At 66.9% G+C, this 23,513-nt stretch carries 24 protein-coding genes; 13 read left to right on the forward strand and 11 right to left on the reverse strand.

Annotated elements, in window-relative coordinates; all coding sequences use genetic code 11:
• Positions 1 to 8: 8 nt before the first annotated feature.
• The 3 genes from VMT65_RS01355 (at position 9) to VMT65_RS01365 (ending at position 622) form a co-directional block, all read left to right on the forward strand.
• Positions 9 to 227, forward strand: coding sequence for an MbtH family protein (locus VMT65_RS01355; RefSeq protein WP_326306055.1), 219 nt, complete (start codon positions 9 to 11; stop codon positions 225 to 227).
• 94 nt (positions 228 to 321) lie between these two features.
• Complete coding sequence (locus VMT65_RS01360; RefSeq protein ID WP_326306056.1) at positions 322 to 468, forward strand: hypothetical protein; 147 nt, start codon at positions 322 to 324, stop codon at positions 466 to 468.
• Between the two features lie 31 nt (positions 469 to 499).
• Positions 500 to 622, forward strand: coding sequence for a hypothetical protein (locus VMT65_RS01365; RefSeq protein ID WP_326306057.1), 123 nt, complete (start codon positions 500 to 502; stop codon positions 620 to 622).
• A gap of 174 nt (positions 623 to 796) precedes the next feature.
• Here the strand turns inward: VMT65_RS01365 and VMT65_RS01370 are convergent, their stop codons facing one another.
• Positions 797 to 2,557 (reverse strand): hydroxysqualene dehydroxylase, encoded by a 1,761-nt coding sequence (locus VMT65_RS01370; RefSeq protein WP_326306058.1) that lies wholly within the window; start codon positions 2,555 to 2,557, stop codon positions 797 to 799.
• A gap of 297 nt (positions 2,558 to 2,854) precedes the next feature.
• Between VMT65_RS01370 and VMT65_RS01375 the strand changes: the two genes are divergently transcribed.
• Entirely contained in the window at positions 2,855 to 3,058 is a 204-nt protein-coding gene (locus VMT65_RS01375; RefSeq protein WP_326306059.1) for a hypothetical protein, read from the forward strand.
• A 3-nt stretch (positions 3,059 to 3,061) separates the two neighbouring features.
• Here VMT65_RS01375 and VMT65_RS01380 read toward each other — a convergent pair whose 3' ends face one another.
• Positions 3,062 to 4,282, reverse strand: a complete 1,221-nt coding sequence (locus tag VMT65_RS01380; RefSeq protein ID WP_326306060.1) for a TetR/AcrR family transcriptional regulator — start codon at positions 4,280 to 4,282, stop codon at positions 3,062 to 3,064.
• An 86-nt stretch (positions 4,283 to 4,368) separates the two neighbouring features.
• Between VMT65_RS01380 and VMT65_RS01385 the strand changes: the two genes are divergently transcribed.
• Positions 4,369 to 4,812: an SRPBCC family protein gene (locus VMT65_RS01385; RefSeq protein ID WP_326306061.1), complete on the forward strand. Its 444-nt coding sequence runs from the start codon at positions 4,369 to 4,371 to the stop codon at positions 4,810 to 4,812.
• Between the two features lie 21 nt (positions 4,813 to 4,833).
• Positions 4,834 to 5,601, forward strand: coding sequence for an enoyl-CoA hydratase (locus VMT65_RS01390; protein WP_326306062.1), 768 nt, complete (start codon positions 4,834 to 4,836; stop codon positions 5,599 to 5,601).
• Between the two features lie 58 nt (positions 5,602 to 5,659).
• On the opposite strand, the gene VMT65_RS01395 is transcribed toward VMT65_RS01390, so the two are convergent.
• Positions 5,660 to 6,253, reverse strand: a complete 594-nt coding sequence (locus tag VMT65_RS01395) for an SACE_7040 family transcriptional regulator (protein WP_326306063.1) — start codon at positions 6,251 to 6,253, stop codon at positions 5,660 to 5,662.
• A gap of 108 nt (positions 6,254 to 6,361) precedes the next feature.
• Between VMT65_RS01395 and VMT65_RS01400 the strand changes: the two genes are divergently transcribed.
• From VMT65_RS01400 to VMT65_RS01425, 6 genes are read left to right on the forward strand one after another with little or no spacing between them, the layout of a single operon-like run.
• On the forward strand, positions 6,362 to 7,924 hold the full coding sequence (locus VMT65_RS01400) for a carboxyl transferase domain-containing protein (RefSeq protein WP_326306064.1): 1,563 nt from the start codon (positions 6,362 to 6,364) through the stop codon (positions 7,922 to 7,924).
• Positions 7,925 to 7,932: 8 nt separating this feature from the next.
• The gene (locus VMT65_RS01405) at positions 7,933 to 9,948 is read left to right on the forward strand and encodes an acetyl/propionyl/methylcrotonyl-CoA carboxylase subunit alpha (protein ID WP_326306065.1); all 2,016 of its coding nucleotides are present in this window, start codon (positions 7,933 to 7,935) and stop codon (positions 9,946 to 9,948) included.
• The gene (locus tag VMT65_RS01410) at positions 9,945 to 11,105 is read left to right on the forward strand and encodes an acyl-CoA dehydrogenase family protein (RefSeq protein WP_326306066.1); all 1,161 of its coding nucleotides are present in this window, start codon (positions 9,945 to 9,947) and stop codon (positions 11,103 to 11,105) included. The genes VMT65_RS01405 and VMT65_RS01410 overlap by 4 nt, the downstream gene beginning before the upstream one ends.
• On the forward strand, positions 11,102 to 11,581 hold the full coding sequence (locus VMT65_RS01415; RefSeq protein WP_326306067.1) for a MaoC family dehydratase: 480 nt from the start codon (positions 11,102 to 11,104) through the stop codon (positions 11,579 to 11,581). Before VMT65_RS01410 ends, VMT65_RS01415 begins: the two co-directional genes overlap by 4 nt.
• The gene (locus VMT65_RS01420) at positions 11,578 to 12,411 is read left to right on the forward strand and encodes an HpcH/HpaI aldolase/citrate lyase family protein (protein WP_326306068.1); all 834 of its coding nucleotides are present in this window, start codon (positions 11,578 to 11,580) and stop codon (positions 12,409 to 12,411) included. The genes VMT65_RS01415 and VMT65_RS01420 overlap by 4 nt, the downstream gene beginning before the upstream one ends.
• An 11-nt stretch (positions 12,412 to 12,422) precedes the next feature.
• Positions 12,423 to 14,357 (forward strand): acetoacetate--CoA ligase, encoded by a 1,935-nt coding sequence (locus VMT65_RS01425; protein WP_326306069.1) that lies wholly within the window; start codon positions 12,423 to 12,425, stop codon positions 14,355 to 14,357.
• Here VMT65_RS01425 and VMT65_RS01430 read toward each other — a convergent pair.
• The 4 genes from VMT65_RS01430 to VMT65_RS01445 all read right to left on the reverse strand — a co-directional run bounded on the left by VMT65_RS01430 (position 14,351) and on the right by VMT65_RS01445 (position 17,473).
• Positions 14,351 to 14,776 (reverse strand): DUF4254 domain-containing protein, encoded by a 426-nt coding sequence (locus VMT65_RS01430; RefSeq protein ID WP_326306070.1) that lies wholly within the window; start codon positions 14,774 to 14,776, stop codon positions 14,351 to 14,353. The genes VMT65_RS01425 and VMT65_RS01430 overlap by 7 nt on opposite strands.
• A 139-nt stretch (positions 14,777 to 14,915) precedes the next feature.
• The gene (locus VMT65_RS01435) at positions 14,916 to 15,677 is read right to left on the reverse strand and encodes an SDR family NAD(P)-dependent oxidoreductase (RefSeq protein WP_326306071.1); all 762 of its coding nucleotides are present in this window, start codon (positions 15,675 to 15,677) and stop codon (positions 14,916 to 14,918) included.
• An 81-nt stretch (positions 15,678 to 15,758) separates the two neighbouring features.
• Positions 15,759 to 16,340 carry a TetR/AcrR family transcriptional regulator gene (locus tag VMT65_RS01440; protein WP_326306072.1) on the reverse strand — a complete coding sequence of 194 codons (582 nt, stop codon included), beginning with the start codon at positions 16,338 to 16,340 and terminating at the stop codon, positions 15,759 to 15,761.
• A 20-nt stretch (positions 16,341 to 16,360) separates the two neighbouring features.
• Entirely contained in the window at positions 16,361 to 17,473 is a 1,113-nt protein-coding gene (locus tag VMT65_RS01445) for an epoxide hydrolase family protein (RefSeq protein ID WP_326306073.1), read from the reverse strand.
• Positions 17,474 to 17,535: 62 nt separating this feature from the next.
• Here VMT65_RS01445 and VMT65_RS01450 point away from each other — a divergent pair, with 62 nt between their 5' ends.
• The gene (locus tag VMT65_RS01450; RefSeq protein WP_326306074.1) at positions 17,536 to 18,513 is read left to right on the forward strand and encodes a helix-turn-helix transcriptional regulator; all 978 of its coding nucleotides are present in this window, start codon (positions 17,536 to 17,538) and stop codon (positions 18,511 to 18,513) included.
• Between the two features lie 414 nt (positions 18,514 to 18,927).
• On the opposite strand, the gene VMT65_RS01455 is transcribed toward VMT65_RS01450, so the two are convergent.
• The 4 genes from VMT65_RS01455 to VMT65_RS01470 form a co-directional block, all read right to left on the reverse strand.
• Positions 18,928 to 20,505: an HNH endonuclease signature motif containing protein gene (locus VMT65_RS01455; protein WP_326306075.1), complete on the reverse strand. Its 1,578-nt coding sequence runs from the start codon at positions 20,503 to 20,505 to the stop codon at positions 18,928 to 18,930.
• Positions 20,506 to 20,571: 66 nt separating this feature from the next.
• Positions 20,572 to 21,600, reverse strand: coding sequence for an isopenicillin N synthase family dioxygenase (locus tag VMT65_RS01460; protein WP_326306076.1), 1,029 nt, complete (start codon positions 21,598 to 21,600; stop codon positions 20,572 to 20,574).
• A gap of 97 nt (positions 21,601 to 21,697) precedes the next feature.
• A complete protein-coding gene (locus VMT65_RS01465; protein WP_326306077.1) occupies positions 21,698 to 22,423 on the reverse strand; it encodes an ABC transporter ATP-binding protein in 726 nt (241 codons plus the stop codon).
• Between the two features lie 35 nt (positions 22,424 to 22,458).
• Positions 22,459 to 23,508, reverse strand: a complete 1,050-nt coding sequence (locus VMT65_RS01470; protein WP_326306078.1) for an ABC transporter permease — start codon at positions 23,506 to 23,508, stop codon at positions 22,459 to 22,461.
• Between the last annotated feature and the right edge of the window lie 5 nt (positions 23,509 to 23,513).

Below are 23,513 nucleotides of genomic sequence, written 5' to 3' on the forward strand. Positions count from 1 at the left end.
GCATGCCCATGAGTAATCCCTTCGATGACGAAGACGCCCAGTTCTACGTGCTCGTCAACGAGGAGGCCCAGCATTCGCTGTGGCCGGTGTTCGCCGCCATACCCGGGGGCTGGTCCGTCGCGCACGGCCCGGCCCGCCGGCAGAGCTGCCTGGACTACGTCGAAGCGCACTGGACCGATATGCGTCCCGCATCCCTGGTCCAGGCCATGGCGGTCGAACCCGAATAGAAGACCCGGGGTCATCCAGGCCCCGTGCGGCGGTCCCGAGAATCACCCAGAAATCGAGGGGGTCTGTCCGCGTCGTGAAAGAAAGGGAAACACCATGACCACCACTCCTCCACCGACCGGGGGCGGCACCACCGTCGACATCGGCGCCATCATCTCCCAGGTGCTGAAGTTCCTCGGCAGTGGTTCCACGACGAGCTACAACCCCAAGGGCCCCAAGCTCAAGAGCGATAACGCGAAGTAGTTTCGCGCGGTTTTGTACGAAAGGAATTCCCATGCCCGTTTACTCCGGTAGCGGCTTCACCGATCTGCTGTTGGCCTTTGCCCACCTGATCACCTCGGGCTCGTCGACCTCGATCACGCAGCCCGGCGGTGGCACAACCACCCCGACCGCGTAGGAGGCCCCCATGTTCAGCGGCAGCGCGGTGAACAACCTGTTCGAATGGATGGCCAAGGCGCTGGGCACCGGCTCCTCCTACACCTTCCCGCCAACGGCATAACCCGGCGCGGATATAAAGGCCGCCAGGGCTTCTCGGCCCTGGCGGCCCCGTCCGCGTTCGGCCGAGGTGGGGCTATCTGACCATGGGATAGCGGCGGTCGATCACGTCGAAGGCGTTGGGCTGGCCCGCGCGGTAGAGCTGGAGGTCGACCGCCTTGAGTGGCTCCCACAGGGGCATGCGGTAGCGCGGGGTGATCTGCGCTTGCGGCGCGGCGGATCCCGAGGCGTGCAGGACGGCATTGGCCGCGAGCCGTCCGCCCTCGTTCGCGCCCTCCATGCAGGCGACGTTCATCTGGGTCTTGATCCAGTCGCCCGCCAAGAAGAGATTGTCGATTTCGGTCCAGGCGTTCGGGCGGTCGTCCCAGGAGCCGGGGTTCTGGATGAAAATCGCGTCGTCGTAATCGATGTCGGGGGTTCCGGCATTGGTGAGGGCGGGATCGATCTGCCAGGAGTGCAGCATGTCGTCGGTGAGGGGATTGTCGCCGTCGTGGTCCACGTGGGCCTTGATCTGGGACCAGGTCTCGCGCGCCAATTCCTCGGGGGTGCATTCCCGCGCGGGTTTTCCATTGAAGGTGCCGGGTTCGTCCCATTCGGAGATGATGGCCGACAGCACCTCCCGGACGCTGCCGTCGCCGTACGCGGTGAGTGGGCGTCGCCAGAATTGCGCCTCGCTGATCGAGGTCAAACCCCACGGGGCGTCGTTGTATCCGACGTGGCCATTGGCCAGCGGGGCCGGGCGGGTGAGGAAGAACTGGATGCCGACCATCCAGGCGGCCTGCAGGTTGCGTATGCGATCCAGGTTCGGATCGGCGGCGGTCAGCTCGTCGGTGAGGACGGCCGGAATCTTGTCCAAAGGGATTGCGGCGACGTAATAGTCGGCGTCCACACCGTGGCGGGCACCGCTCGCGTCGGTGACGGTGGCCCCCGTGATGTGCGCGCCGTCGGTGGCCAATCCGGTCAACGTGTAGCCCTGGTTGAAGGTGACGCCGATCGACCGCAGGTAGTCGATCCACGGATTGATCCACGTCTCGCTGGTGGGCCCGTTCAGCACCCGGTCATTGCCCTTGCCGTCGCCGTCATTGTTCAGATCGATCAGCGACCACACGTACTCCTCGCCGACCAGTCCGATCGAATGCGCGCTGCAATTCCGGGATTTCGTGGCCACCAGCTCCCGAATGAACCCGTCCCCGAGGAACCGGTTGTACTCCGGCGAGGAGTTGTCCAGCCGCGCGAAGTCGGTCCACGTCATCTTCTCCCACTGCCCGAGCTTGCGCTCGTCACAGCTGGACACGTACACCGCCAGCCGCTCGGCCGCGAACACCGCCTCCTGCGGCGGCAGCCGAAACAGCGTCTCGAACACCGCCACAATCGAATCCACGAACTGCTTCGGCGTCTCCGGGAACTGGCTGAACGGCACGGGAAACGGCAGCGGAATCGTGAGATTGTGCCGCCCCATCCCCGCGATCATGGCGGCGTTCAACCGCGTCAGATTGTCCCACACCCCGTGCGCATTGCCGGGAAACGGTATGCGCCGCAGCGTATCCGGCAGATTGTGATAGAAGCCGAAAAAACTCCGAAACCCATGCTCCCCCGGCAGCCCGCCAGCCGTATAAATGCTCCGCGTCTTCCCCCCGAAGTCCCCAAGCCTCTCGAAAACCGTAACCCCGAACCCCCTCTCGGCCAACTCATGCGCCACCGTGAGCCCGGCCGGCCCCGCCCCGAACACCGCCACCCTCCGCCCGGACTCCGCCCGCGCCCGCCCCCCGGTGGGCGCGAGCGTCACCGCCGCCGCCACCCCTCCCGTCTGAATGAACTGCCGTCGTGTCCAGCGCATCCGAGCCTCCGCCCATCGAGTCCGCAACTGGCAGCTATGTTAATGACTCTTCTTCTATCAAATGGGCAGTTTGCCAGCACTGGTTGGCTTTAAGTTGTTGATCATTCTGATTGATGTGGCGGTAGGTCGGAGTGGTCCTCGCTTACCGGTGAATTCGATACGGCCCCCATCGAAAGGAATTCGACTCGCTGGGGGAGGTTCCTCCATGGGTGAATGTTTGGCAAATATATTCATTCGGAACAACAGCGCAAATCACCACTCATGCAATCGCTGACGGATAGCTATGAGAGGAAGATCATGAGCCGTAGTGGGACTACCGAACCAGCGGTCGTCGGTCTGTACTGGGATCGCGACGGGGATATCTGGCAGCGGGAGGATGGGGGGTGGCGGCTTATTCTGCAGAGTGGGGTGGCCGTCGATCCGATCTCGCTGTGGGAGTGGGAGAACGGGCATGTGCGTGATTACGCGCCGTTCACGCCCATGACCTCGATGACCGGTTAGGAGTCAGGACTCCGGGGTTCCGGCGCCGAAGAGGGTGACCTCCATGAGGCGGATCACCCTGGGCTGCGGGCAGATCGACGGATGCGCGCCGAACTCCCGGCCCAGGTCCACCACCAGGCCGAACGCGGCCTGCACGAGGATGCGCGCCTCGCCCTCGGACAGCTCCGGGCGCACCGACACCAGCAGCCGCACCCATTCGGCCACGATGAGCCGCTGCACATTGCGCAGCATGGTGCGTTCCTCGGCCGAGACATGGCCGAACTCGGCGTAATAGACGAAGGTCAGCTCGCGTTCGGCGAACGACCCGGCCACATACAGATCGACCAGCTTGCTCAGCGCCTCGGCCGGACTCGACGAGGACGCCACCGCCGGGCCGATCGCGCCCGACACCCGATCCGCCGCCCGGCGGAAGGCCGCGGCCAGCAGATCACCCTTGCTGCGGTAGTACCGGTACACCGCCGAGGCCGCCGACAATTCCGCCGCCGCCGCGATGTCCTCCACGCTCACATTGGGATAGCCGTGCGCATGGAACAGCTCCACGGCCTTCCGGAGTAAGAGCTCGTGCTTGAACGACTGCGGGATCTCCACCGCCCGCGGCGTGATCGAGGCATCGCCCTCCGGCGGCAGATCCGTGTCGACAATGGCGTCGCAGGCCGAATGCAGCAGGGCGGTCAGCGATTTCGCGGGCAGCGTGGCGTGGTGGTCGCCGATGCTCGAGATCACGCTCAGCAGCGACACCGCCCGCACCGCGCGATCGTGGCCGTCGAGTTCGGGGCGCACGGCGCCGATGAGCGTGCGCAGCACGGTGAGCGCGGCGGTGAAATCCGCCTCCAGGGTCTCGCGGTCGGCGTCGTCGAGGTAGCGCCGCTCCCAGCGCACCAGGGTGACGGTGGCGCGATTGGCGATGGTCTCGGCGATCATCCGATCCAGCACCCGGTCCAGGCGCTCGCGCGGCGCCAGCCCCTCGGCGGCGTCGGGCGGGGTGGCCGCATCCGCGGTCAGCCGCGCCAGACGCAACAACTCCTCGCGGAACAGCGCGTATTTGCTCGGATAGTGCCGATACAGTGCGGCCGAGGAGATTCCGAGCCGGGTCGCGATGTCCTCCATGCTCACGCCGTGATAGCCGAGCGAGCCGAAGGCGGCGGCCGAGGTGGCGGCGATCTGGGCGCGCCGGTTCTTCGGGCGGCGGCGGATCACGCGCTGCGGCTGCTCCTCGACGGTCATAGGGCAATGGTAGTCACCAGGGAAAATCCTGGACGCCGCGCCGCCGATCTCATGCCGGGCGTGATCACCGGGCGTAGGCTGCCCGCATGCGCACGGTCGATGTTGAGCGCACTCTCGCGGCACCGCAGCCCGATGTCTTCGATTGGCTCACCGATGTCACCAATTACCAACGGGTGCCGCTGGTTCGCCGCGTCACCCTGGTGCGGCCCGGCCACACCAATGGCAATGGCGAAGGCGCGGTTCGCCTGGTGGTGACCCCGCTCCTGCGTCTCACCGAGGAGATCGTCGAATACGATCCGCCCCGCCTGATGCGCTACCGACTCCTGAATTCCGTTCCGCCCCTACGACATCAGGAGGGCTCGATCGTCTGCGAGCCCTGCAAGGCGGGCACCCGGGTGCGCTGGTCCTCGACCTTCGAGATCGCCGCGCCGCTGTTCGCCCCGCTGTGGACCCGCCTGTTCCTGCCGGTGGTGCGCGGCGGATTCGTCATGGTGTTGCGAACCGCCGAGCGCGAACTGCGCGGCGGGTGACGCCGGTTACCATCTGGGTCCATGGCGGAGATCAAGGTGGAGCGCCGGAACGCGGTGGCGCTCGTCACGGTGCACGACCCGGACAAGCGAAATGCGTTGACGCTGGATCTATCCGCCGATCTGGCGGACGCGGTGGCCGAGGCCGAGGCCGATGAATCGGTGCACGCCCTGGTGGTCACCGGAACGCCCCCGGCCTTCTGCGCGGGCGCGAACCTGACCGCGCTGGGCGAGGCGAAGGAGGAGGGCCTGCGCGCCATCTACGAGGGCTTCCTCGCGGTGGCGCGCTGCAAGCTGCCGACCGTGGCGGCCGTCGGCGGCCAGGCCGTCGGCGCGGGCCTGAATCTCGCCCTCGCCGCCGACATCCGCTTCGCAAACCCCAAGGCCCGCTTCGACGCTCGCTTCCTCAAGCTGGGCATTCACCCCGGCGGCGGCATGACCTGGATGCTGCAACGCGCGATCGGCCCACAGCAGGCCGCCGCCATGACCCTGTTCGGCGAGGTCCTGAACGCCACGGCCGCCGAAAAGGCCGGACTCGTCCACCGAGTCGTCGACGGCGACCACGACGCCCTGATCGACGCCGCGGTCGAATTCGCCAGCGCCACCGCCGATGTCCCCCGAGACCTGCTCATCACCACCAAGCGCACCATGCGCGCCACCCGCGCCCTGGCCGCCCACGCCGAGGCCGTCAGCACCGAGGTGGTGCCGCAACTGGCATCCTTGGAATCCCCGGAATTCGCCGCCCGCCTCGCGGCGATGCAGGCCAGCATCCACGGCGCGCCAAAGTCCTAGTGCGATAAAGCAACTCGACACACATCGACTCCCGTCCCGCTCTCGGAAGGACGGGAGATCAGCTCAGTGCGGCGAGAGCCATCTTTCGCAGGACCGGTCGGGCCCGGCTGGCCAGGGTCGCCGGGGCGCTGTGCGGGGTCGAGTTGATCAGGCCGAAGGTGGCGTGCGCCTGCACGCGGGCGGCCTGTTCCGGTAGGTCGGGGTGGAGTTCGCGCAGCACCGCGACCCAGACCTCCACGTATTGCCGCTGGGTGCGGCGCACCTGCCGCCGTGCCGATTCCGGCAGATTCTCCAGGTCCCGGTCCTGGATGCGAATGAGTTCCGGTTCGCCCAGGGCGAAGTCGAGATGGAAATCGACCAGGCCGTCGAGGGCCTCCTCGGGCGAGGCCGCCTTGTCGACCACGGCCCGCCCGCCCTCCAACAGTCGCTGACTGATTCCCACCAGCAGCTCGACCAGCAGCGCTTCCTTGTTCGGGAAGTGCCGATACACCGCGGGCCCGCTGATGCCGACCGCCGCGCCCAGATCGTCGAGCCGCATCCCGAGGAACCCGCGATCCGCGATGAGCCGCGCCCCCGCGTCCAGCAGCTGCTCTCGACGCTGCGCCTTGAGCTGCTCACGACGGGTGAGGGTAACGGTTTCCGTGCTGTTCACCGTGGTTCCTCCCGTCGATACTGGACAACTCAGTTAGTCGAGATTATCTTATTTTCCAGTTATTGGTGACTAACCGAGCGGGTTCGCCCGCACGGGGAGGCGGAGCGAATGACGCTGACCGAGCAGACCCGGACCGGGAACCGGGCCGCGCACCTGGCATTGGTCGACGAGCTGCGACAGCGGCTCGCCGTCAGCGCCCTGGGTGGGCCGGAGAAGAGCCGGGAACGGCACCTGGCACGCGGCAAGCTCTTGCCGCGGCAGCGGGTGGATCAGCTGCTGGACACCGGCAGCCCGTTCCTGGAGCTGTCGCCGCTGGCGGCCAATGGCATGTACGACGACGAGTGCCCGGGCGCGGGCGTCATCGGCGGCATCGGCCGGGTGTCGGGTCGCGAGTGCGTGATCATCGCCAATGACGCGACGGTCAAGGGCGGCACCTACTACCCGATGACGGTCAAGAAGCACCTGCGCGCCCAGGAAGTCGCGCTGCAGAACAACCTGCCGTGCATCTACCTGGTCGACTCCGGCGGCGCGTACCTGCCGCGCCAGGACGAGGTCTTCCCCGACCGCGAGCACTTCGGCCGCATCTTCTACAACCAGGCGAACCTGTCCGCCAAAGGCATCGCCCAGATCTCCGCGGTCCTCGGCTCCTGCACCGCGGGCGGCGCATATGTCCCCGCCATGAGCGACGAGACCGTCATCGTCCGCAATCAGGGCACCATCTTCCTGGGCGGCCCGCCGCTGGTGAAGGCCGCCACCGGCGAGGTCGTCACCGCCGAGGAACTGGGCGGCGGCGACTTGCATTCGCGCACTTCGGGTGTCACCGACCACCTGGCCGAGAGCGATCAGGACGCCCTGCGCATCGTGCGCAATATCGTTGCGACACTGGGCCCCAAGACCCCGACGCCGTGGGATGTCGCCCCGACCGTGGACCCCATCGCGCCGCAGGACGAGCTCTACGACGTGGTCCCGGTGGACCTGCGCACCCCCTACGACGTCCGCGAGGTCATCTCCCGCATCGTCGACGGCGGCGAATACCAGGAATTCAAGGCCGAATACGGCAAGACCCTGGTCACCGCGTTCGCCCGCATCCACGGCCACCCGGTCGGCATCATCGCCAACAATGGCGTGCTGTTCAGCGAATCCGCCATGAAGGGCGCGCATTTCATCGAACTGTGCGACAAGCGCCGAATCCCGCTGCTGTTCCTGCAGAACATCACCGGCTTCATGGTCGGCCGCGACTACGAGGCGGGCGGCATCGCCAAGCACGGTGCGAAAATGGTGACCGCGGTGGCCTGCGCCCGGGTGCCCAAGCTGACCGTGGTGATCGGCGGCTCCTACGGCGCGGGCAACTACTCCATGTGCGGGCGCGCGTATTCGCCGCGCTTCCTGTGGATGTGGCCGAATGCGCGCATCTCGGTCATGGGCGGTGAGCAGGCGGCCTCGGTGCTGGCCACGGTGCGCGGCGACCAGAGCGAGGCGGACCTGGAGGCGTTCAAGGCCCCGATTCGCGAGCAGTACGAGGCGCAGGGCAATCCCTACTACTCGACCGCGCGACTCTGGGACGATGGCGTGATCGACCCGGCCGATACCAGAACGGTTGTCGGCCTGGCCCTTTCGGTCTGCGCGCAGGCCCCGCTCGAGCCCGTCTCCTACGGCGTCTTCCGGATGTGATGACCTTGATGAACAAAGCTCCCGTCGCCTTCGACACCGTGTTGGTCGCCAACCGCGGCGAGATCGCGGTGCGGGTGATTCGCACCTTGCGCGCCATGGGAATTCGCTCCGTCGCCGTCTACAGCGACGCCGACGTCGACGCCCGTCACGTGAGGGAGGCCGACACCGCGGTCCGCCTCGGCCCCGCGCCCGCCCGCGAGTCCTACCTGAGCATCGAGAAGGTCGTCGCGGCCGCCGTGCGCTCGGGCGCGCAGGCCGTGCACCCGGGATACGGTTTCCTGTCGGAGAACTCGGCCTTCGCGGCCGCGCTCGAGGAGGCGGGCATCGCCTTCCTCGGCCCGTCCGCCCGGGCCATCGAGATCATGGGCGACAAGATCACCGCCAAGAACGCGGTCGCCGAATACGGCGTCCCGGTGGTGCCCGGCATCGCCAAGCCCGGCCTCACCGACGCCGAATTGATCGACGCCGCGGCCGAAGTCGGCTATCCGGTGCTGGTGAAGCCGTCCGCGGGCGGCGGCGGCAAGGGCATGCGCCGGGTCGACGATCCGACCGAGCTGCCCGCCGCCCTGGTCAGCGCCCGACGCGAGGCCGGTGCGGCCTTCGGCGACGACACCCTGTTCCTGGAGCGCTTCGTCACCCGGCCCCGCCACATCGAGGTCCAGATCCTGGCCGACCAGTTCGGCCACGTCCTGCACCTCGGCGAACGCGAATGCAGCCTGCAGCGCCGCCATCAGAAGGTGATCGAGGAAGCCCCGTCGCCGCTGCTGGACGCGCGGACCCGGGCCCGCATCGGCGCGGCCGCCTGCAATACCGCGCGCAGCGTCGACTACGTGGGCGCGGGCACGGTCGAATTCATCGTCTCCGCCGACAAGCCCGACGAGTTCTTCTTCATGGAGATGAACACCCGGCTGCAGGTGGAGCATCCGGTCACCGAACTGGTCACCGGCGTCGACCTGGTGGAATGCCAGGTGCGCATTGCCGCCGGGCAGAAGCTGGCCGCCGCGCAGGAGGACATCCGGCTCACCGGGCACGCCATCGAGGCCCGCGTCTACGCCGAGGATCCGGGCCGCGACTTCCTGCCCACCGGTGGCACGGTGCTGGCGCTGTCGGAGCCGGAAGGCCCCGGCGTGCGGGTGGATTCGGGGCTGCGCGCCGGGACCGTGGTCGGCACCGACTACGACCCGATGCTGTCCAAGGTCATCGCCTACGCCCCCGACCGTGCCGGAGCCATCGCCAAACTGGATGCGGCCCTGCGCGATACCCAGATCCTGGGCGTGCGGACCAACACCGACTTCGCTCGTTTCCTGCTCGCCGACCCGGATGTCCTTGCCGGACACCTCGATACGGGACTGCTGGATCGACGTGCGGTGGAGTTCACGCCCGCGCCGGTCACCGACGAGCAGTTCATCGCCGCGGCCGCCGAACTGTGGCTGCGGCGCTGGCCGAGCGGACCGGCGGACCCGTGGCAGCGACCCACCGGCTGGCGGGTGGGCGAGCACGCGCCCGTGGGCATTCGCCTGACCGGTGGCGACCGCACCGCGCACGTGTACCTCTCCGGGACCCCGCAGCACGCGACCGTCTGGGTCGAAGGCGGCGAAAAGCGCACGCTGACCGTCGATTCCGAGGGCGACACACTCACCGTCACCCTCGACGGCCTGCGCGGCGACTTCCGTGTCGCCACCGCCCCCGGTCAGATCTGGGTCGCCGACCGCACCGGCACCGCCCTGCTCCGCGAGGTCGCCGAGGCCGATATCCGCGCCGGTGACGCCCACGTCGGCGATGCCGAAATCCAAAGCCCCATGCCGGGTTCGGTCATCGCCACCCCCGCCGCCGAGGGCGAGCTGGTCGCCGCGGGCGCGCCCATCGTGGTCGTGGAGGCCATGAAGATGGAACACACCCTCACCGCCCCCATTGCCGGGCGCGTGGAACTGCTGGTCGAGCCGGGCGCGCAGGTGCGACTCGAACAGCCGCTGGCCCGCATCGTCGCCCTGGACACCCCCGCCGAGGAGAACACCCCGTCATGACCGACTTCCTGTCCACCGGAACCCTGCCGGACGAGTACCGCCAACTCGCGCTCACCGTCCGCGATTTCGCCAATCAGGTGGTGGCCCCGGTCGCCGCCAAGCACGACGCCGAGCACAGCTTCCCCTACGAGGTCGTCGCGGGCATGGCCGATATGGGCCTGTTCGGCCTGCCGTTCCCGGAGGAGTTCGGCGGCATGGGCGGCGACTACTTCGCGCTGTGCCTGGCGCTCGAGGAACTGGGCAAGGTAGACCAGAGCGTCGCCATCACCCTCGAGGCGGGTGTCTCACTCGGCGCCATGCCGATCTACCGGTTCGGCAACGACAAGCAGAAGGCGGAGTGGCTGCCGCTGCTGGCCAGCGGTCGCGCGCTGGGCGCGTTCGGACTCACCGAACCGGGCGCGGGCAGCGACGCGGGCGGCACCCGCACCACCGCGGTCCTGGACGGCGACAGCTGGATCATCAACGGCTCCAAGCAGTTCATCACCAACTCGGGCACCGACATCACCCGCCTGGTCACGGTCACCGCGGTCACCGGCAGCACGGAGGGCAAAAAAGAGATCTCCACCATCATCGTGCCCGCCGACACCCCCGGCTTCACCGCCGAACCCGCCTACAACAAGGTCGGCTGGAACGCCTCCGACACCCACCCGCTGTCCTTCGACGACGTCCGGGTGCCCGCGGAGAACTTGCTCGGCGAACGCGGTCGCGGCTACGCCAACTTCCTGCGCATCCTCGACGAGGGCCGCATCGCCATCGCGGCGCTGTCGGTCGGCGCGGCCCAGGGCTGCGTGGACGAATCGGTCCGCTACGCCAAGGAACGCGAGGCCTTCGGCCGCCCCATCGGCACCAACCAGGCCATTGCCTTCAAGATCGCCCGCATGGAGGCGCGCGCCCACATGGCCCGCACCGCCTACTACGACGCGGCCGCATTGATGCTGTCCGGCAAGCCCTTCAAGAAGCAGGCCGCCATCGCCAAGCTGGTCGCCAGCGAGGCCGCCATGGACAATGCCCGCGACGCCACGCAGATCTTCGGCGGCTACGGGTTCATGAACGAATATGCTGTGGCCCGGCACTATCGCGACAGCAAGATCCTGGAAATCGGTGAGGGCACCACGGAGGTGCAGTTGATGCTGATCGGGCGGGAGCTCGGCCTGTGAGCTCCGCGAAGCGGGTCGTCCAGCGCGGCTTGTGGTTCGACGAATTCGAGACCGGTGTGGTGTACGAGCACCGGCCCGGCCGCACCATCACCGAGGCCGACAATGTGCTGTTCACGACGCTGACCATGAACACGCAGGCCCTGCACTTGGACGCGGCGTTCTCCGACGCGCTGCCGCCTTTCCATCAGCGGCTGGTGAATTCGATGTTCACGCTGTCCACGCTGGTGGGTCTGTCGGTGGCGCAGCTGACCCAGGGCACCATTGTCGCGAATCTGGGCTTCTCCGAAATAGCCTTCCCCAAACCGCTTTTCCACGGCGACACCCTGTACGCGGAGACCGAGGTCACCGAACTGCGGGAATCCAAGAGCCGTCCGGGCGAGGGCATCGTGACCTTCGCGCACACCGGACGCAATCAGCACGGTGATGTCGTGGCCACCGCCGTCCGCAAAACTCTCGTGAGGAAGAAACCATCGTGAGTTGGGAAATGCCCGGTCCGGCTTGGCTTTTCTGCCCCGCCGACCGGCCGGAGCGCTACGGCAAGGCGCTCGCCGCGGCCGACGTGGTCATCATCGACCTGGAGGACGGGGTGGCCGAGGCGGACAAGGCGGCGGCCCGCGAGGCGCTGATCGCCCATCCGCTCGACCCGGAACGCACCGTCGTGCGCGTGAACGCCGCGGGCACCCTCGAGCACATGCTCGATCTCGACGCTCTCGTCCGCACCGAGTACCGGCGCATCATGCTGCCGAAATGCGAATCGGCCGAGCAGATCACGCGGCTGACCGACTACGAGGTGATCGCGCTCATCGAGTCTCCGCTGGGCGCGCTGGCGGTCGGGCGGGCGGTCATGGTGCGCAATGCCATCGGCGTCATGTGGGGCGCGGAGGATCTGGTCGCCGCGCTCGGCGGGAACTCCTCGCGGCATGCCGACGGCGGCTATCGGGATGTGGCGCGGCACGTGCGCTCGCAATCCCTGCTGGCGGCCAAGGCGTACGGCAAGTTCGCGCTCGACTCGGTGTACCTGGACATTCCCGATCTCGACGGGCTGGCGGTCGAGTCGGCGGACGCGGTGGCCATCGGATTCGATGCCAAGGTGGCCATTCACCCCAGCCAGGTGTCGGTGATCCGCACCGCGTACGCACCCGGGGTCGACGAAGTGCGCTGGGCGCGCCGAGTATTGGCGGAAGCGCCGAACCATCGAGGGGTCTTCACCTTCGAAGGGCGGATGGTGGACATGCCGGTCATTCGGCATGCGGAGCGAATCGTGCAGCGCGCGGCCACGGCCGGCAGCGCGGGATTCGCGTCGTAGGAGGTATTGCGGTGGAACCACAGTGGGTGCCGAGCGAGGCGGATATCGCCGAGGCGCAGGTGACCAGCTTCGCGCTGTTCGTGGCGAAGCGGACCGGGGTGTCGGTACCGGACTATCGGACGCTGTGGCAGTGGTCGGTGGACGATCCGGCGGGATTCTGGGGTGCGCTCTGGGACTACTTCGATCTGGGCGAGCGGCCCGAGATGGTGCTCGAGTCCATGGAAATGCCTGGTGCGCAGTGGTTCCCGGGGACCCGGCTCAACTATGTCGATCAGGTGGTGCGGCAGGTTCGCGACGACCGGCCCGCGATTGTGTCAGTGGACGAGACGGGGGAGATCACCGAAACCTCCTGGGCCGCACTGATCGCCACCGCGTCGGCCTTCGCCGACACCCTTCGCGGGCTGGGCGTCGGGCCGGGTGACCGGGTCGTCGGCTACCTGCCGAACATCCCCGAGGCCGTCATCGCCTTCCTCGGCACCGCGAGCCTCGGTGCCATCTGGAGTGCCTGCGGCCAGGACTATTCCGCGCAAGCCGCCCTGGATCGGCTCGGGCAGCTCGAGCCGAAGGTACTGGTCACCGCCGACGGGTATCGGTTCGGTGGCAAGGTGCACGACAAGACCGCCGATATCGAGGCGCTGCGGGCCGGACTGCCGTCGCTGGCGGCGACCGTGCTGGTGCCGCGCATCGGCGCGACGCTGCCGGATGTGCTCACCTGGCGACACGTCGAGCCCGGCGACGGTGACGTCGACATCGCCACCGAGCAGGTCGATTTCGCGCATCCGCTGTGGGTGCTGTACTCCTCCGGGACCACCGGCAAGCCCAAGGGCATTGTGCACGGGCACGGTGGGGTACTGCTCGAACATTTGAAAGCCGTTGCCGTGCTGTCGGATATCGCGCCGGACGACACGTTCTTCTGGTACACCAGCCCGAGCTGGATGATGTGGAACTTCCAGATCGCCGGACTGCTGGTGGGCGCGACCATCGTCTGTTACGACGGCAGCCCGGCCGCGCCGACTCCGGATGCGCTGTGGCAGTTGGCCGCTCGGACCGGTGCGACGGTGCTCGGCACCAGCCCCGGCTACGTGCTGGCGTGCGCCAAGGCCGGATCGGTGCCGCGCGCGGATCACGATCTGTCGGCGCTGCGGCTGGTCGGCATCACCGGGTCCGCGCTGCCGCCGTCGTCCTCGCTGTGGCTGCGGGACAATGTCGGTGAGCAGGTGCCGGTCGCGTCCATCAGCGGCGGCACCGATGTGGTGTCGGCCTTCATCGGCGGCGTGCGCACCGTGCCGGTGTGGCCCGGCGAGCTGTCCGCACCGTATCTCGGTGTGGCGCTGGACTCTTGGGACGAGCAGGGCAATCCGGTGCGGGACGAGGTCGGCGAACTGGTCATCACCAAGCCGATGCCGTCCATGCCGGTGTCGTTCTGGAACGACCCGGACGGCTCCCGCTATCGGGAGGCCTACTTCGAGATGTTCCCCGGCGTCTGGCGACACGGCGACTGGATCACGATTACCGAGCATGGCAGCGTCATCGTGCACGGCCGCTCGGATTCCACGCTCAACCGGCAGGGCATCCGAATGGGCAGCGCCGACATCTATCAAGCCGTGGAACGCATTCCGGAAATCGCCGAGGCGCTGGTGATCGGGGCCGAACAACCCGACGGCGGGTATTGGATGCCGCTGTTCGTGGTGTTGGCCCCCGGCGCGGAATTGAACGACGAGTTGCGATCGCGCATCAATGCGACCATTCGCGCCGAGGTTTCGCCGCGGCATGTGCCGGACGAAATCATTGCGGCACCGGGCATTCCGCACACGCGCACCGGGAAGAAGCTGGAAGTGCCGATCAAGAAGCTCTTCCAAGGGGCCGAGGTATCGACCGTAGTCGCCGCGACCGCGGTCGACGCCCCGGAACTACTCGACTGGTACGCGGCGCGAAAGCCTCAATGAGTCCCCGGTAGCCGACGCCGACCCGTGCACACTTCCGACGCCAAATCCTCATAGCCGACCGCCAATTCGGCCAGATGCTCCCACGCGACGGTGAGCTCCTGACCGGATTGGCGGGCCAGCGCGGCATAGGCGGCGGCGGTGAGGCGGGCCAAACGGTCGATGACCGCACCCAACGTTTCGGTGTGCACGCGGGCGGCACCGTGGGACGGGGGCAATTGCGCGGTCACCCACCGGTCGATCTGATGCACCAAATCGGCTCGGAGCGTGTCGAGTTCGACCATTTCGTCCGATTCCGCGCAGAGCAGGCGCTCGTGGAGCGCGGTCAGGTCGTGCGCGGCGCGTAGTAGTGGATGCCGGGGCTCATCGGACCCGCGACAAGCCTGAAGGACTTGGTTCTTGGAAGGCAGAGTGTCCCTCATCGAACTGCTCCTAATACCGCGACCTGCGAATTCTGAGCACATTAGTCAGCGCAGATGACACGCGGATGACTGCCGGTTCAACAGCCCACTTCGAGTTTGCTATTGAAAGTTCGCGGTCGCGGTGGAGCAATCGGTGAGGTCAGGCGGTCGCGCCGCCGTCGATGACGAGATCGTGTCCGATGACGAAACTGGATTCGGGGGAGGCCAGCCACACCACGGCCGCCGCGATCTCGGCCGGATCGCCGACTCGACCGAGCGGAATCGCGGTCGCCACACGCGCATCGCGGTCGGCGCGAGTTTCACCGGGGCGGAACGACATTCGGGTATCGGTCGCGCCCGGGCTCACGGCATTGATGCGAATGCCTTCGCCGATATGGTCGCGGGCGGCGGTCTGGGTCAAGGCGCTCACGGCGGCCTTGGACGCGGCATAGGCGGCCAGTCCGGGGCGGCGGCCGTGCGCACCGATATTCGACGCCATATTCACAATCGCACCGCCGCCATTGCCGCGCATGTGGGCGATTTCGTGCTTCATGGACAGGAAGACACCGGTCAGGTTGACGTCGAGCACGCGATGCCAGTCATTGTCGTCCAGGTCGCCGACCGGGGCGGGGGTGCCCAGAATTCCGGCATTGTTGAAGGCCACGTGCAGGCCGCCGTGGCGGCGCACCACTTCCTCCACCATGGCGGCGACCTGGAAGCTGTCGGTGACGTCGGCGGTCACCCAGTCGGCCTTGCCGCCGTCGGTGCGAATGGCCGCGGCGGCCTGCTCGAGCTGCTCCGCGTTTCGGCCCGCGAGGACGACCGTGGCGCCGCGGTCGGCGAAGGCCTGCGCGGTCGCACCGGCGATAGCGCCCGCACCGCCGGTGATGAGGACGACTTTTTCATCGAAACGTGCGCTCATGAGCGACTGCAACTCCCTTTGTGGAACGATCATTCTTGAATCTGACGGGCCGTGAAGGCTGTGGATGGATCGGAAATCCATTCAGGCGAGCAGGGATACGGCGACTCGGGCCGCATCCTCCAGGCGCGCAGCCGAACCCGGCGTTCGCTCGAGTACGCGGACTCCCTGGAAGAACACGAGCAGGAAACGGGCGATAGCTCGCGGATCGGAATCGGCGGACAATTCACCCTGTGCGCGGGCGCGTAACAGGGCCGAGGTGAGGGTGGTTTCGAGGTGTGCCCAACTCGACTCCACCAGGCGCGCGACGGCCTCGTCGCGGCGGGCCATTTCGACGGCGCTGTTCACGACCATACAGCCCAAATACGAGTCAGGACTGGAGGCTTCGGTGATGAAGCGGGTCACCAGGTCGCGGACCGCGGGTAGGACCGGTCCGGGTTGTGACAGCTCCGTCATGATCACCGGATCGGTGGTCTCGAGGTAGCGCTGCAGAGCCTTGAGATACAGCTCCCGCTTCCCTCCGAAAGTGCCGTAGATGCTCGCCTTGGCAATCCCAAGATGCTCAACCAGATCCGACATGGACGTCGCCTCGTAGCCGCGCTCCCAGAACAATTCGAGTGCGCGGCGCAGGACGGTGTCGGGATCGAACTCCTTGGTCCTTGCCATGGCGAGCACTCTACGGCTATCTAGACCGATCGGTCAAGAAAGAAGGTCGCGATGTCGGCGGCGTGGGCCTCGGGGACGTCCATGGCCAGGAAGTGGTTGCCGGTATTGCCCTCGGGCCAGTGGACGATGATGTTGTCGCGGTCGGCCAGGCGGCGCATGAGCGGGGAGCCGCCCGCGTAGACGCCCACCGGGACCAACTTCTGACCCGCGGGCCAGGTGAAACCGTTCTCGCCGAGGCCGTTGTACATGGGCCACGATGACGTGGCGGCGGTATTGGTGAACCAGTAGATGCTGATATTGGTCAACAGGTGATCGCGATCCACGGCGTCTTCGAGATGGTCTGCGAGGGGCGAGAATTCGTTGAACTTGTGGACCAGCCAGGCCAGTAGGCCGACGGGGGAATCGGTCCAGGCGTGGGCGAAGGTCTGCGGGGCCTTGTCGAGCAGGACGTGGTGGTTCACGCCGGACTGCCATTTCCGCATGAGCTCCCATTCGGTGAGCTCCTCGGCGGTCATGGTGGGGACATCGGATTCGGTGGGGAGGCCGATGCCGCCGTCGATGTGGACGCCGACGATATGGTCCGGGTCGGCGATCGCCATCTCCTGCACGACATATGCGCCGAGGTCGCCGCCCTGTACGCCATAGCGGTCGTAGCCGAGCCGGGCCATGAGCTCGACCCACATGCGGGCCACGCGGCGCGGCTTCATGCCGAGTTCGTGTGGTGCTTCGGAGAATCCGAAACCCGGGACCGACGGGATCACCAGGTGGAAGGTCTTCGTCAGCAGCGGAATGGTTTTGGTGAATTCGACGAAGGTGTTGGGCCAGCCGTGGGTCAGGATGAGGGGGAGGGCGTTCGGGTCGGCCGAGCGGATGTGTAGGAAGTGGACGTCGAGGCCGTCGATTTCGGTCAGGAACTGGGGGTGGGCGTTGAGGGCGGCTTCTTGTGCGCGCCAGTCGAATTCGGTGCGCCAGTAGTCGGCCAGGTCGCGAAGGTAGGACACCGGTACGCCGCGGTCCCAGTTCTCGCCGGGCAGTTGCGCCGACCAGCGGGTGCGGGCCAGGCGGTCGTGGAGGTCGTCGAGGTCGGACTGGGGGATCTCGATGCGGAAGGGGCGGAGCGGGGTGTCGGTCATGGGAATTACGGTAGGAATCATCTAGGACTATTCATGTCCTATTTGTGGCGGAAGGTGGAGGCATGAGTGATACGCCCGCACGGCTGCTTCGGCTGCTGTCCCTTCTGCAAACGCCGCGGGAATGGCCGGGAAGTGAACTGGCCGAACGCCTCGGGGTCACCGATCGGACCGTTCGCCGCGATATCGATCGGCTTCGCGAACTCGGCTACCCCGTCGAGGCCACCATGGGCGCCACCGGCGGCTACCGCCTCGTTGCCGGCGCCGCGATGCCGCCCCTGCTGGTCGACGACGAGGAAGCCATCGCCATCGCCGTAGGCCTGCGTGCCGCCGCCGGATCCGCCATCGCGGGCATCGAGGAAGCCTCCGTCCGCGCACTCACCAAACTCGAACAAGTCCTCCCCGCGAAACTCCGCCGCCGCGTCCGCGTCCTGGGCACCGCCACCATCACCCCCGGCCCCGCCGCCACCCCCATCGACCCCGAACTCCTCACCACCCTGGCCGCCGCGATAACCAACCGCGAACGAGTCCGCTTCGCCTACGAATCCGCCACCGGCACCGAATCCCGCCGCAACACCGAACCAGTAGGCCTCGTCCCCCACAAACACCGCTGGTATCTCGTCGCCTTCGACCTAGACCGCTCCGACTGGCGAGTCTTCCGAGCCGACCGAATCACCCGCCCCCACCCCACCGGCGCCCGCTTCACCCCCCGCCCCCTCCCCGCCCCAGACCCCGCCGCCTACGTAATAGGAGCCCGAACCGACTGGCCCACAAGCACATTGCGCTACCACGTAGAAATCCAAGCCCCCGCCAACCAGGTAACCGGCAAGCTAGGCGAAGCCCCAGGCGACATAGTCCCCCGAACCGACACCACCTGCGCCCTCGAAATGCACCGAGACGACCTCCCCGAGTGGGTAGCCCACCGCCTTCTAGAACTGGGCTGCGATTTCGAAGTCCATGCCCCACAAGAACTATCCGACGAGCTCCAGCGAATCGCCGACCGCGCCCGCCGAGCAACCCACGCCCGAAAAACCAAGACCTAAAAGAAGGAAAAGCCAAAGAGAGAAAAGACAAAAGAAGAAAAGATAAAGACGCCAGGAGGAGGGAGAGAGGGTGGCCGAGCTTGCGAGGCCCCCTCACCTACCAGCCCACTTCCGCAAAAACCGCACCTACCAGCCGCCTCGCCTACCGAACCTCACTTACGTTCCAGCCCGCTCACCGTGCGGCCGTTCTTCGTCTCTGTGGAATTGTCAAAGAGCTTGAAAGCCGTGGAGCTGTCGAACGGTTCGGGTCTGTGTTTCTTGGGTTGTCTCGAGTAGGTGATGCGTGCAGTCCGTGGGCTGGGAGGTGAGGTGGCGGCTCCTAGCCCGGCGTCAGCCCAAGTGCGGTAGGGCAGGCGAGGCGACCACACTTCCCGTTGTTTTGCGTACGCCAGCGGGGCACGAGCAGCCCGGGTTTCACGCTGCCCGTGAACCCCACTTCCGGCAACTGGAATCGACTGCCGTGGCGACCTGCTCCCCAACGTGGTGTTTGTCGTTGACGTGCGGGGTGTGGGAGGGGTCCAGCGCCGCCGGGGCAATCCACCCCACCCGGCCCGGGTGGGCGGTGTCCTTGCCCAGCATCACTGTCTGCCACCCGTGTTCGCTGTCGTTGACGAGGGCGTGGTGGTGGTCGCAGACGAGGGCGAGGTTGTTGAGGTCGGTGGGTCCGCCCTTGGCCCAGTCGATCACGTGATGGGCTGCGCACATCGAGGCGGGTACGTCGCAGCCGGGGTGGGTGCAGCCGCGGTCGCGGGCGATCAACGCCAGGCGTTGACCCGAGGTGGCGAGGCGTTCGCCGTGGGCGAGGTAGAGCGGGATCTCGTCCTTGTCGAGCACCGCCAGTACTGGGCGAGAGTTCTTGGCCAGCTTGAGTGCTTCGTTGATCGACAGGTGTCCACCGGAGGCGGTGGTGGCCACGCCCGCGCCCTTTTCGAGGTCGGCCAGGCTCATGGTGACGACGACCTCGACGGGCAGGCCACGGTGCATGCCCAGCTTCACTGGCTTACCGGCCTTGGTCGCAGCGGCACCGGCAGCAGCGAAGACACCAACACCAGCGATGGTGCCCGCAGCAGCACCAGCGCCCGCAGCGCCAGCGGCATCGATACCAGCGGTGGTGTCGGTGACCGGCTGCAACGCGCTCACGAGCGCGAACAACGCATCGTGGGTGCGCTGCCCGGCGTCGCGGCGATCGCGGCGCGCGGCCGCTTCCAACACCTTCGAATCGACGTGCGCTGTGGCGGTGAGGATTTCGGTGTCGGCATCGTCGAGGTTGCACATGCCCGGGCGGGCGAGCTTGGCGAAGATCGCATCCAACAACGCCCGCAGTTCGGGGGTGAGCCAGCCTTCGATCTTCGACATCCCATCCACACCGGGACGGCTGATCGTGATCCCGCGACGGCGACGACGATCGGCATCAGAGATCACCGTGCCTTCCGGATCCAAACGCGCGAGGATCTCGCGCCCGATTTTCGGGAGGTCATCGGGGTGCCCGGTGACGCAGTGCTCGACCAACAGTGCCTCGGTCTCGACCCGCGCCGGAGCGGGAACGTCGGCGGGCAGATGCGTCATGATGTCCACGATCCCGCGCACATGATCACGCGAAATCGCGCCCGCTTCAAAGGCGTTCGCGGTCGCGGCCAGGGTGATCGGGCGCGGCGTGCCGTCGGCTCCGAGGAACTCCCCGCACGCTGCGGCGATCTTCACGCGCATCGCCGCGTCATACCGCGACAGGCCCAGGGTTTGACGCAGAAACGGCACCACATCCTTCACCCCGGCCTTGCGCGGCAGGTCCCGCTCCGCGATCTCGATGACCAGAGCCGAATCCAAGGCGGCCAGTTGACGCTTGCAGATCTCCAGATCGCGCATGAATTCCACAGCATCGACATCGGTCCGAGCCTTGAGCTTGCCGTGCAGGACGGTATCGGCGACGTTGGTGATCGCGGTCATCAGCGCGCCGATGCCGGTGCTGTCGAGTGTTTCCCCCTTCGAATTCATGCTTCAATTCTACCGCTGAATTGATCATATTAGAAGCCGAATTCCGTTGTGATATAAGCATTTTCACTAATACCGATTGGTCGCTGCCAATACTCGTGCAGCCTCCCGTTCCGCATTCGTATTCGATTGCAGCCCCCGGGACCCAGCGAGCTTCGCGCGAATATGCTCAGCGACAGTAACGGGTTCGTACTTGCTGCCATCTCCAATGCAGGACGGCAAGGTCTCGATCACCGCGTCGATATTGCCGTCATGGAAATAAGCCGCGCTCCGTCGCCGCTGAATCGTGCCGTCGATGATCGGGGGTTTCACGCGGTGCAGCGTCGAAAGCCATTGCTCATTGGTCCAACGGGCCATCAGGTCACCGAGATTCACCAACAGCGCACCGCCGGCGGGCTGGACGTCGTGCCACACGCCTTCCGCGCCGAGTACCTGCAGCCCGGGAGCTTGGTCGGCCCAGAGCACCGTCACGATGCCGTAGTCGGTGTGCTCGCCCATGCCGGTGAGATCGCCGTCCAGGTTCACGGTTCCCGGCGGCAGTGCGTAGTTGTTCATGCGCAGCACATCCAGGGAGTGGTCGGTGAACGCCTCGAAGAATCCGGCTGGTAGTTCGAGGGCGTCGGCGAAGATCGTGGTGAGGGTGCGGGCTACCCGGGCGGCTTGGGAGAAGTAGTTCTGGATGGCTGTGGAGAACTGGGGAAGTTCTGTGGGCCAGAGGTTTTCGGCGTAGTCCTCGGCGGGCAACTCCAGGCCGGGATAGTCGGCACCCGACACTCCGACATTGAAGGCCTCGAAGAAGTCGTTCATCCGCGTCGCCGACTCGACTCCCAAACTCAGGCTGAGGCTTTCGCTCTTCGGCGGCGAGTACCCGCGGTTGATCTCCGGGGGAGTGCGGTACCCCGTCTTGGCCGCCAACGGCAGCGCGAAGAACGTATCCATCGCCGCCGTGAACTCCTCGATCACCGCCCCAGGAATGGCATGCCCGACGATCTGCATGAACCCGACGGTCCGCGCGGCGTCATCTATCCGCCGCGCGACCTCCGCGCGCTCCTCGGCACTCCCGCCGCGCACATAGGCCGTGATGTCGATGACTGGCACGTGGAATCCCACAGCTGCTCCCTTCGCTGGCCGATAACCCAGCGTCACCCATTCCGGCCGAGCGCGCAGTGCCAATCGTGACACTCACGTAAAAGAATCAGGCCGCCAGCGCCGCCTTCTGCTGCGTCAGCACGCCGTCGACCATCCGATACACCGAATCCATCTGATCCAGATGCGACAGGTCGTGCGTCACCAGCAGCGTCGCGGCCCCGTGCGCACGCACAATGCCGACGATCAGATCGATGATCGCCGCGCCGCGCTCCTGATCCAATGCACTGGTCGGCTCGTCGATCACCAGCAGTGACGGGTCGTTCATCAGCGCCCGCGCGATATTCACCCGCTGCCGCTGACCGCCCGACAGCTGCGCGGGCCGCTTGTTCTCGTGACCCGAAAGTCCCACCGCCGCCAGCAGATCCCGTGCGCGCGAACGGGCTTCGCGCCGCTTGGCGGGCGAGACGAACCAGGTCTGGCCCAGGTGCACCATCGCCTCGAGCTGCTCCACGGCGGTCAGCGCGGGAATCAGGTTCGACTGCTGGAACACGATGCCGATGGCCGAACGGCGCAGGGTCGCCGCATCTCGGCGGCTGAGGTCGGTGAGAGTCTCGGTGCCCGTGGCGGTTTCGAGCTCCACCCGACCTGAGTCCGGCCGCAGCAGCGTCGAGACGGTGGCCAGCAGGGTCGACTTGCCCGAACCCGAGGGCCCGGTGATGGCCGCGATCTCGCCGCCCGCCACGCGCAGGTTCACGTGGTCGAGTGCGGTGATGCGGTCCGCGCCGTCGGGGAACGTGAGGGTCAGATCCGAGACGGTGAGCGCGTTGGTCATCGCAATGCTCCTGGAGGACAAGGGGACCGCGGTCATCAGCGGGCCTGGTTGAGGGCGGTCAGGGGGTCGGTGGTGACGAGGAAGCGCAGGGCGAACGCCGCGCCGAGCAGGCCGAGGGCGATCAGGGCGGCGGCGGGGAACAGGGTGGTGCTCGCGCTCAGGACGAAAGGCACCGCGCCGCCCATGAATACGCCCGCGATGGCGGTGATGCCGACACCCACGCCGACCCCGAGCAGCAGCACGATCAGGGCTTGGCTCAACGCATCTCGGATCAGGGAACCGGTGGTCGCGCCCAGGGCCTTCAACGTCGCGATGTCGGGCTGCCGCTGCACGGTCCACACCGTGAAGAACGCACCGATCACCAGCGCCGAGATGGCGAACAGCATGACCGTCATGAGCGTCAGCGAGCCGTTCTCGGCCTTGTAGGAAGCCATCGCCGACAGCGAATCCTTGGAACTCGTGGTCACGGTGTGCGCGGCCGCATTCACCGCCGACTGATCACTCACGCCCGACACCGCCAGGATGGTGGCCGCGCCCGCGTGCGGATTGAGGGTTTGCCAGTCCGACAGGCTCATCCACACCACCGGCGTGTGCGCGTACCAGTCGTCCTCGGTGACCCCCTGCACGGTGTAGCTCGCCGAACCGAGTTCGACGGTGTCACCGGCCTTGGCGTTCAGGTCCTTGGCCGCCGCCTTGGACAGAATGACCGAGCCGGAATCGGTTGCTACCCGATTGCCGAATGGGGTGCCCTGGACGCCGAACAATGCCACCTGGGTGGGCGACGCGCCATCGAAGGTGGCGCGGGTGCGGCTGATGCCGATCGGGTCGACGGTGCCGCCCGCCTGCTGCCAGGTCCGCACCTGCTCCTCGCTCAGCGTCGAGGCGTCGAAGGACGCGGCGGAGCCGGTGTCGGAGAAGACCACCGTGTCGGTGTTCAGCGCCTGGATGGCGGAAATATTCTGATGCGCCAAACCGGCCGTCAGGCCGCTGAGAAAGCTCACCAGCAGCGCGACCAGCGTGACCACCAGGGAAATGAGGAGGAAGCGGCCGCGGGCGGCCCGCAGATCCCGGAGTGCGACGAACATACTTA

This window comes from Nocardia sp. CDC153 (assembly GCF_035818515.1).
Lineage (GTDB): Bacteria > Actinomycetota > Actinomycetes > Mycobacteriales > Mycobacteriaceae > Nocardia.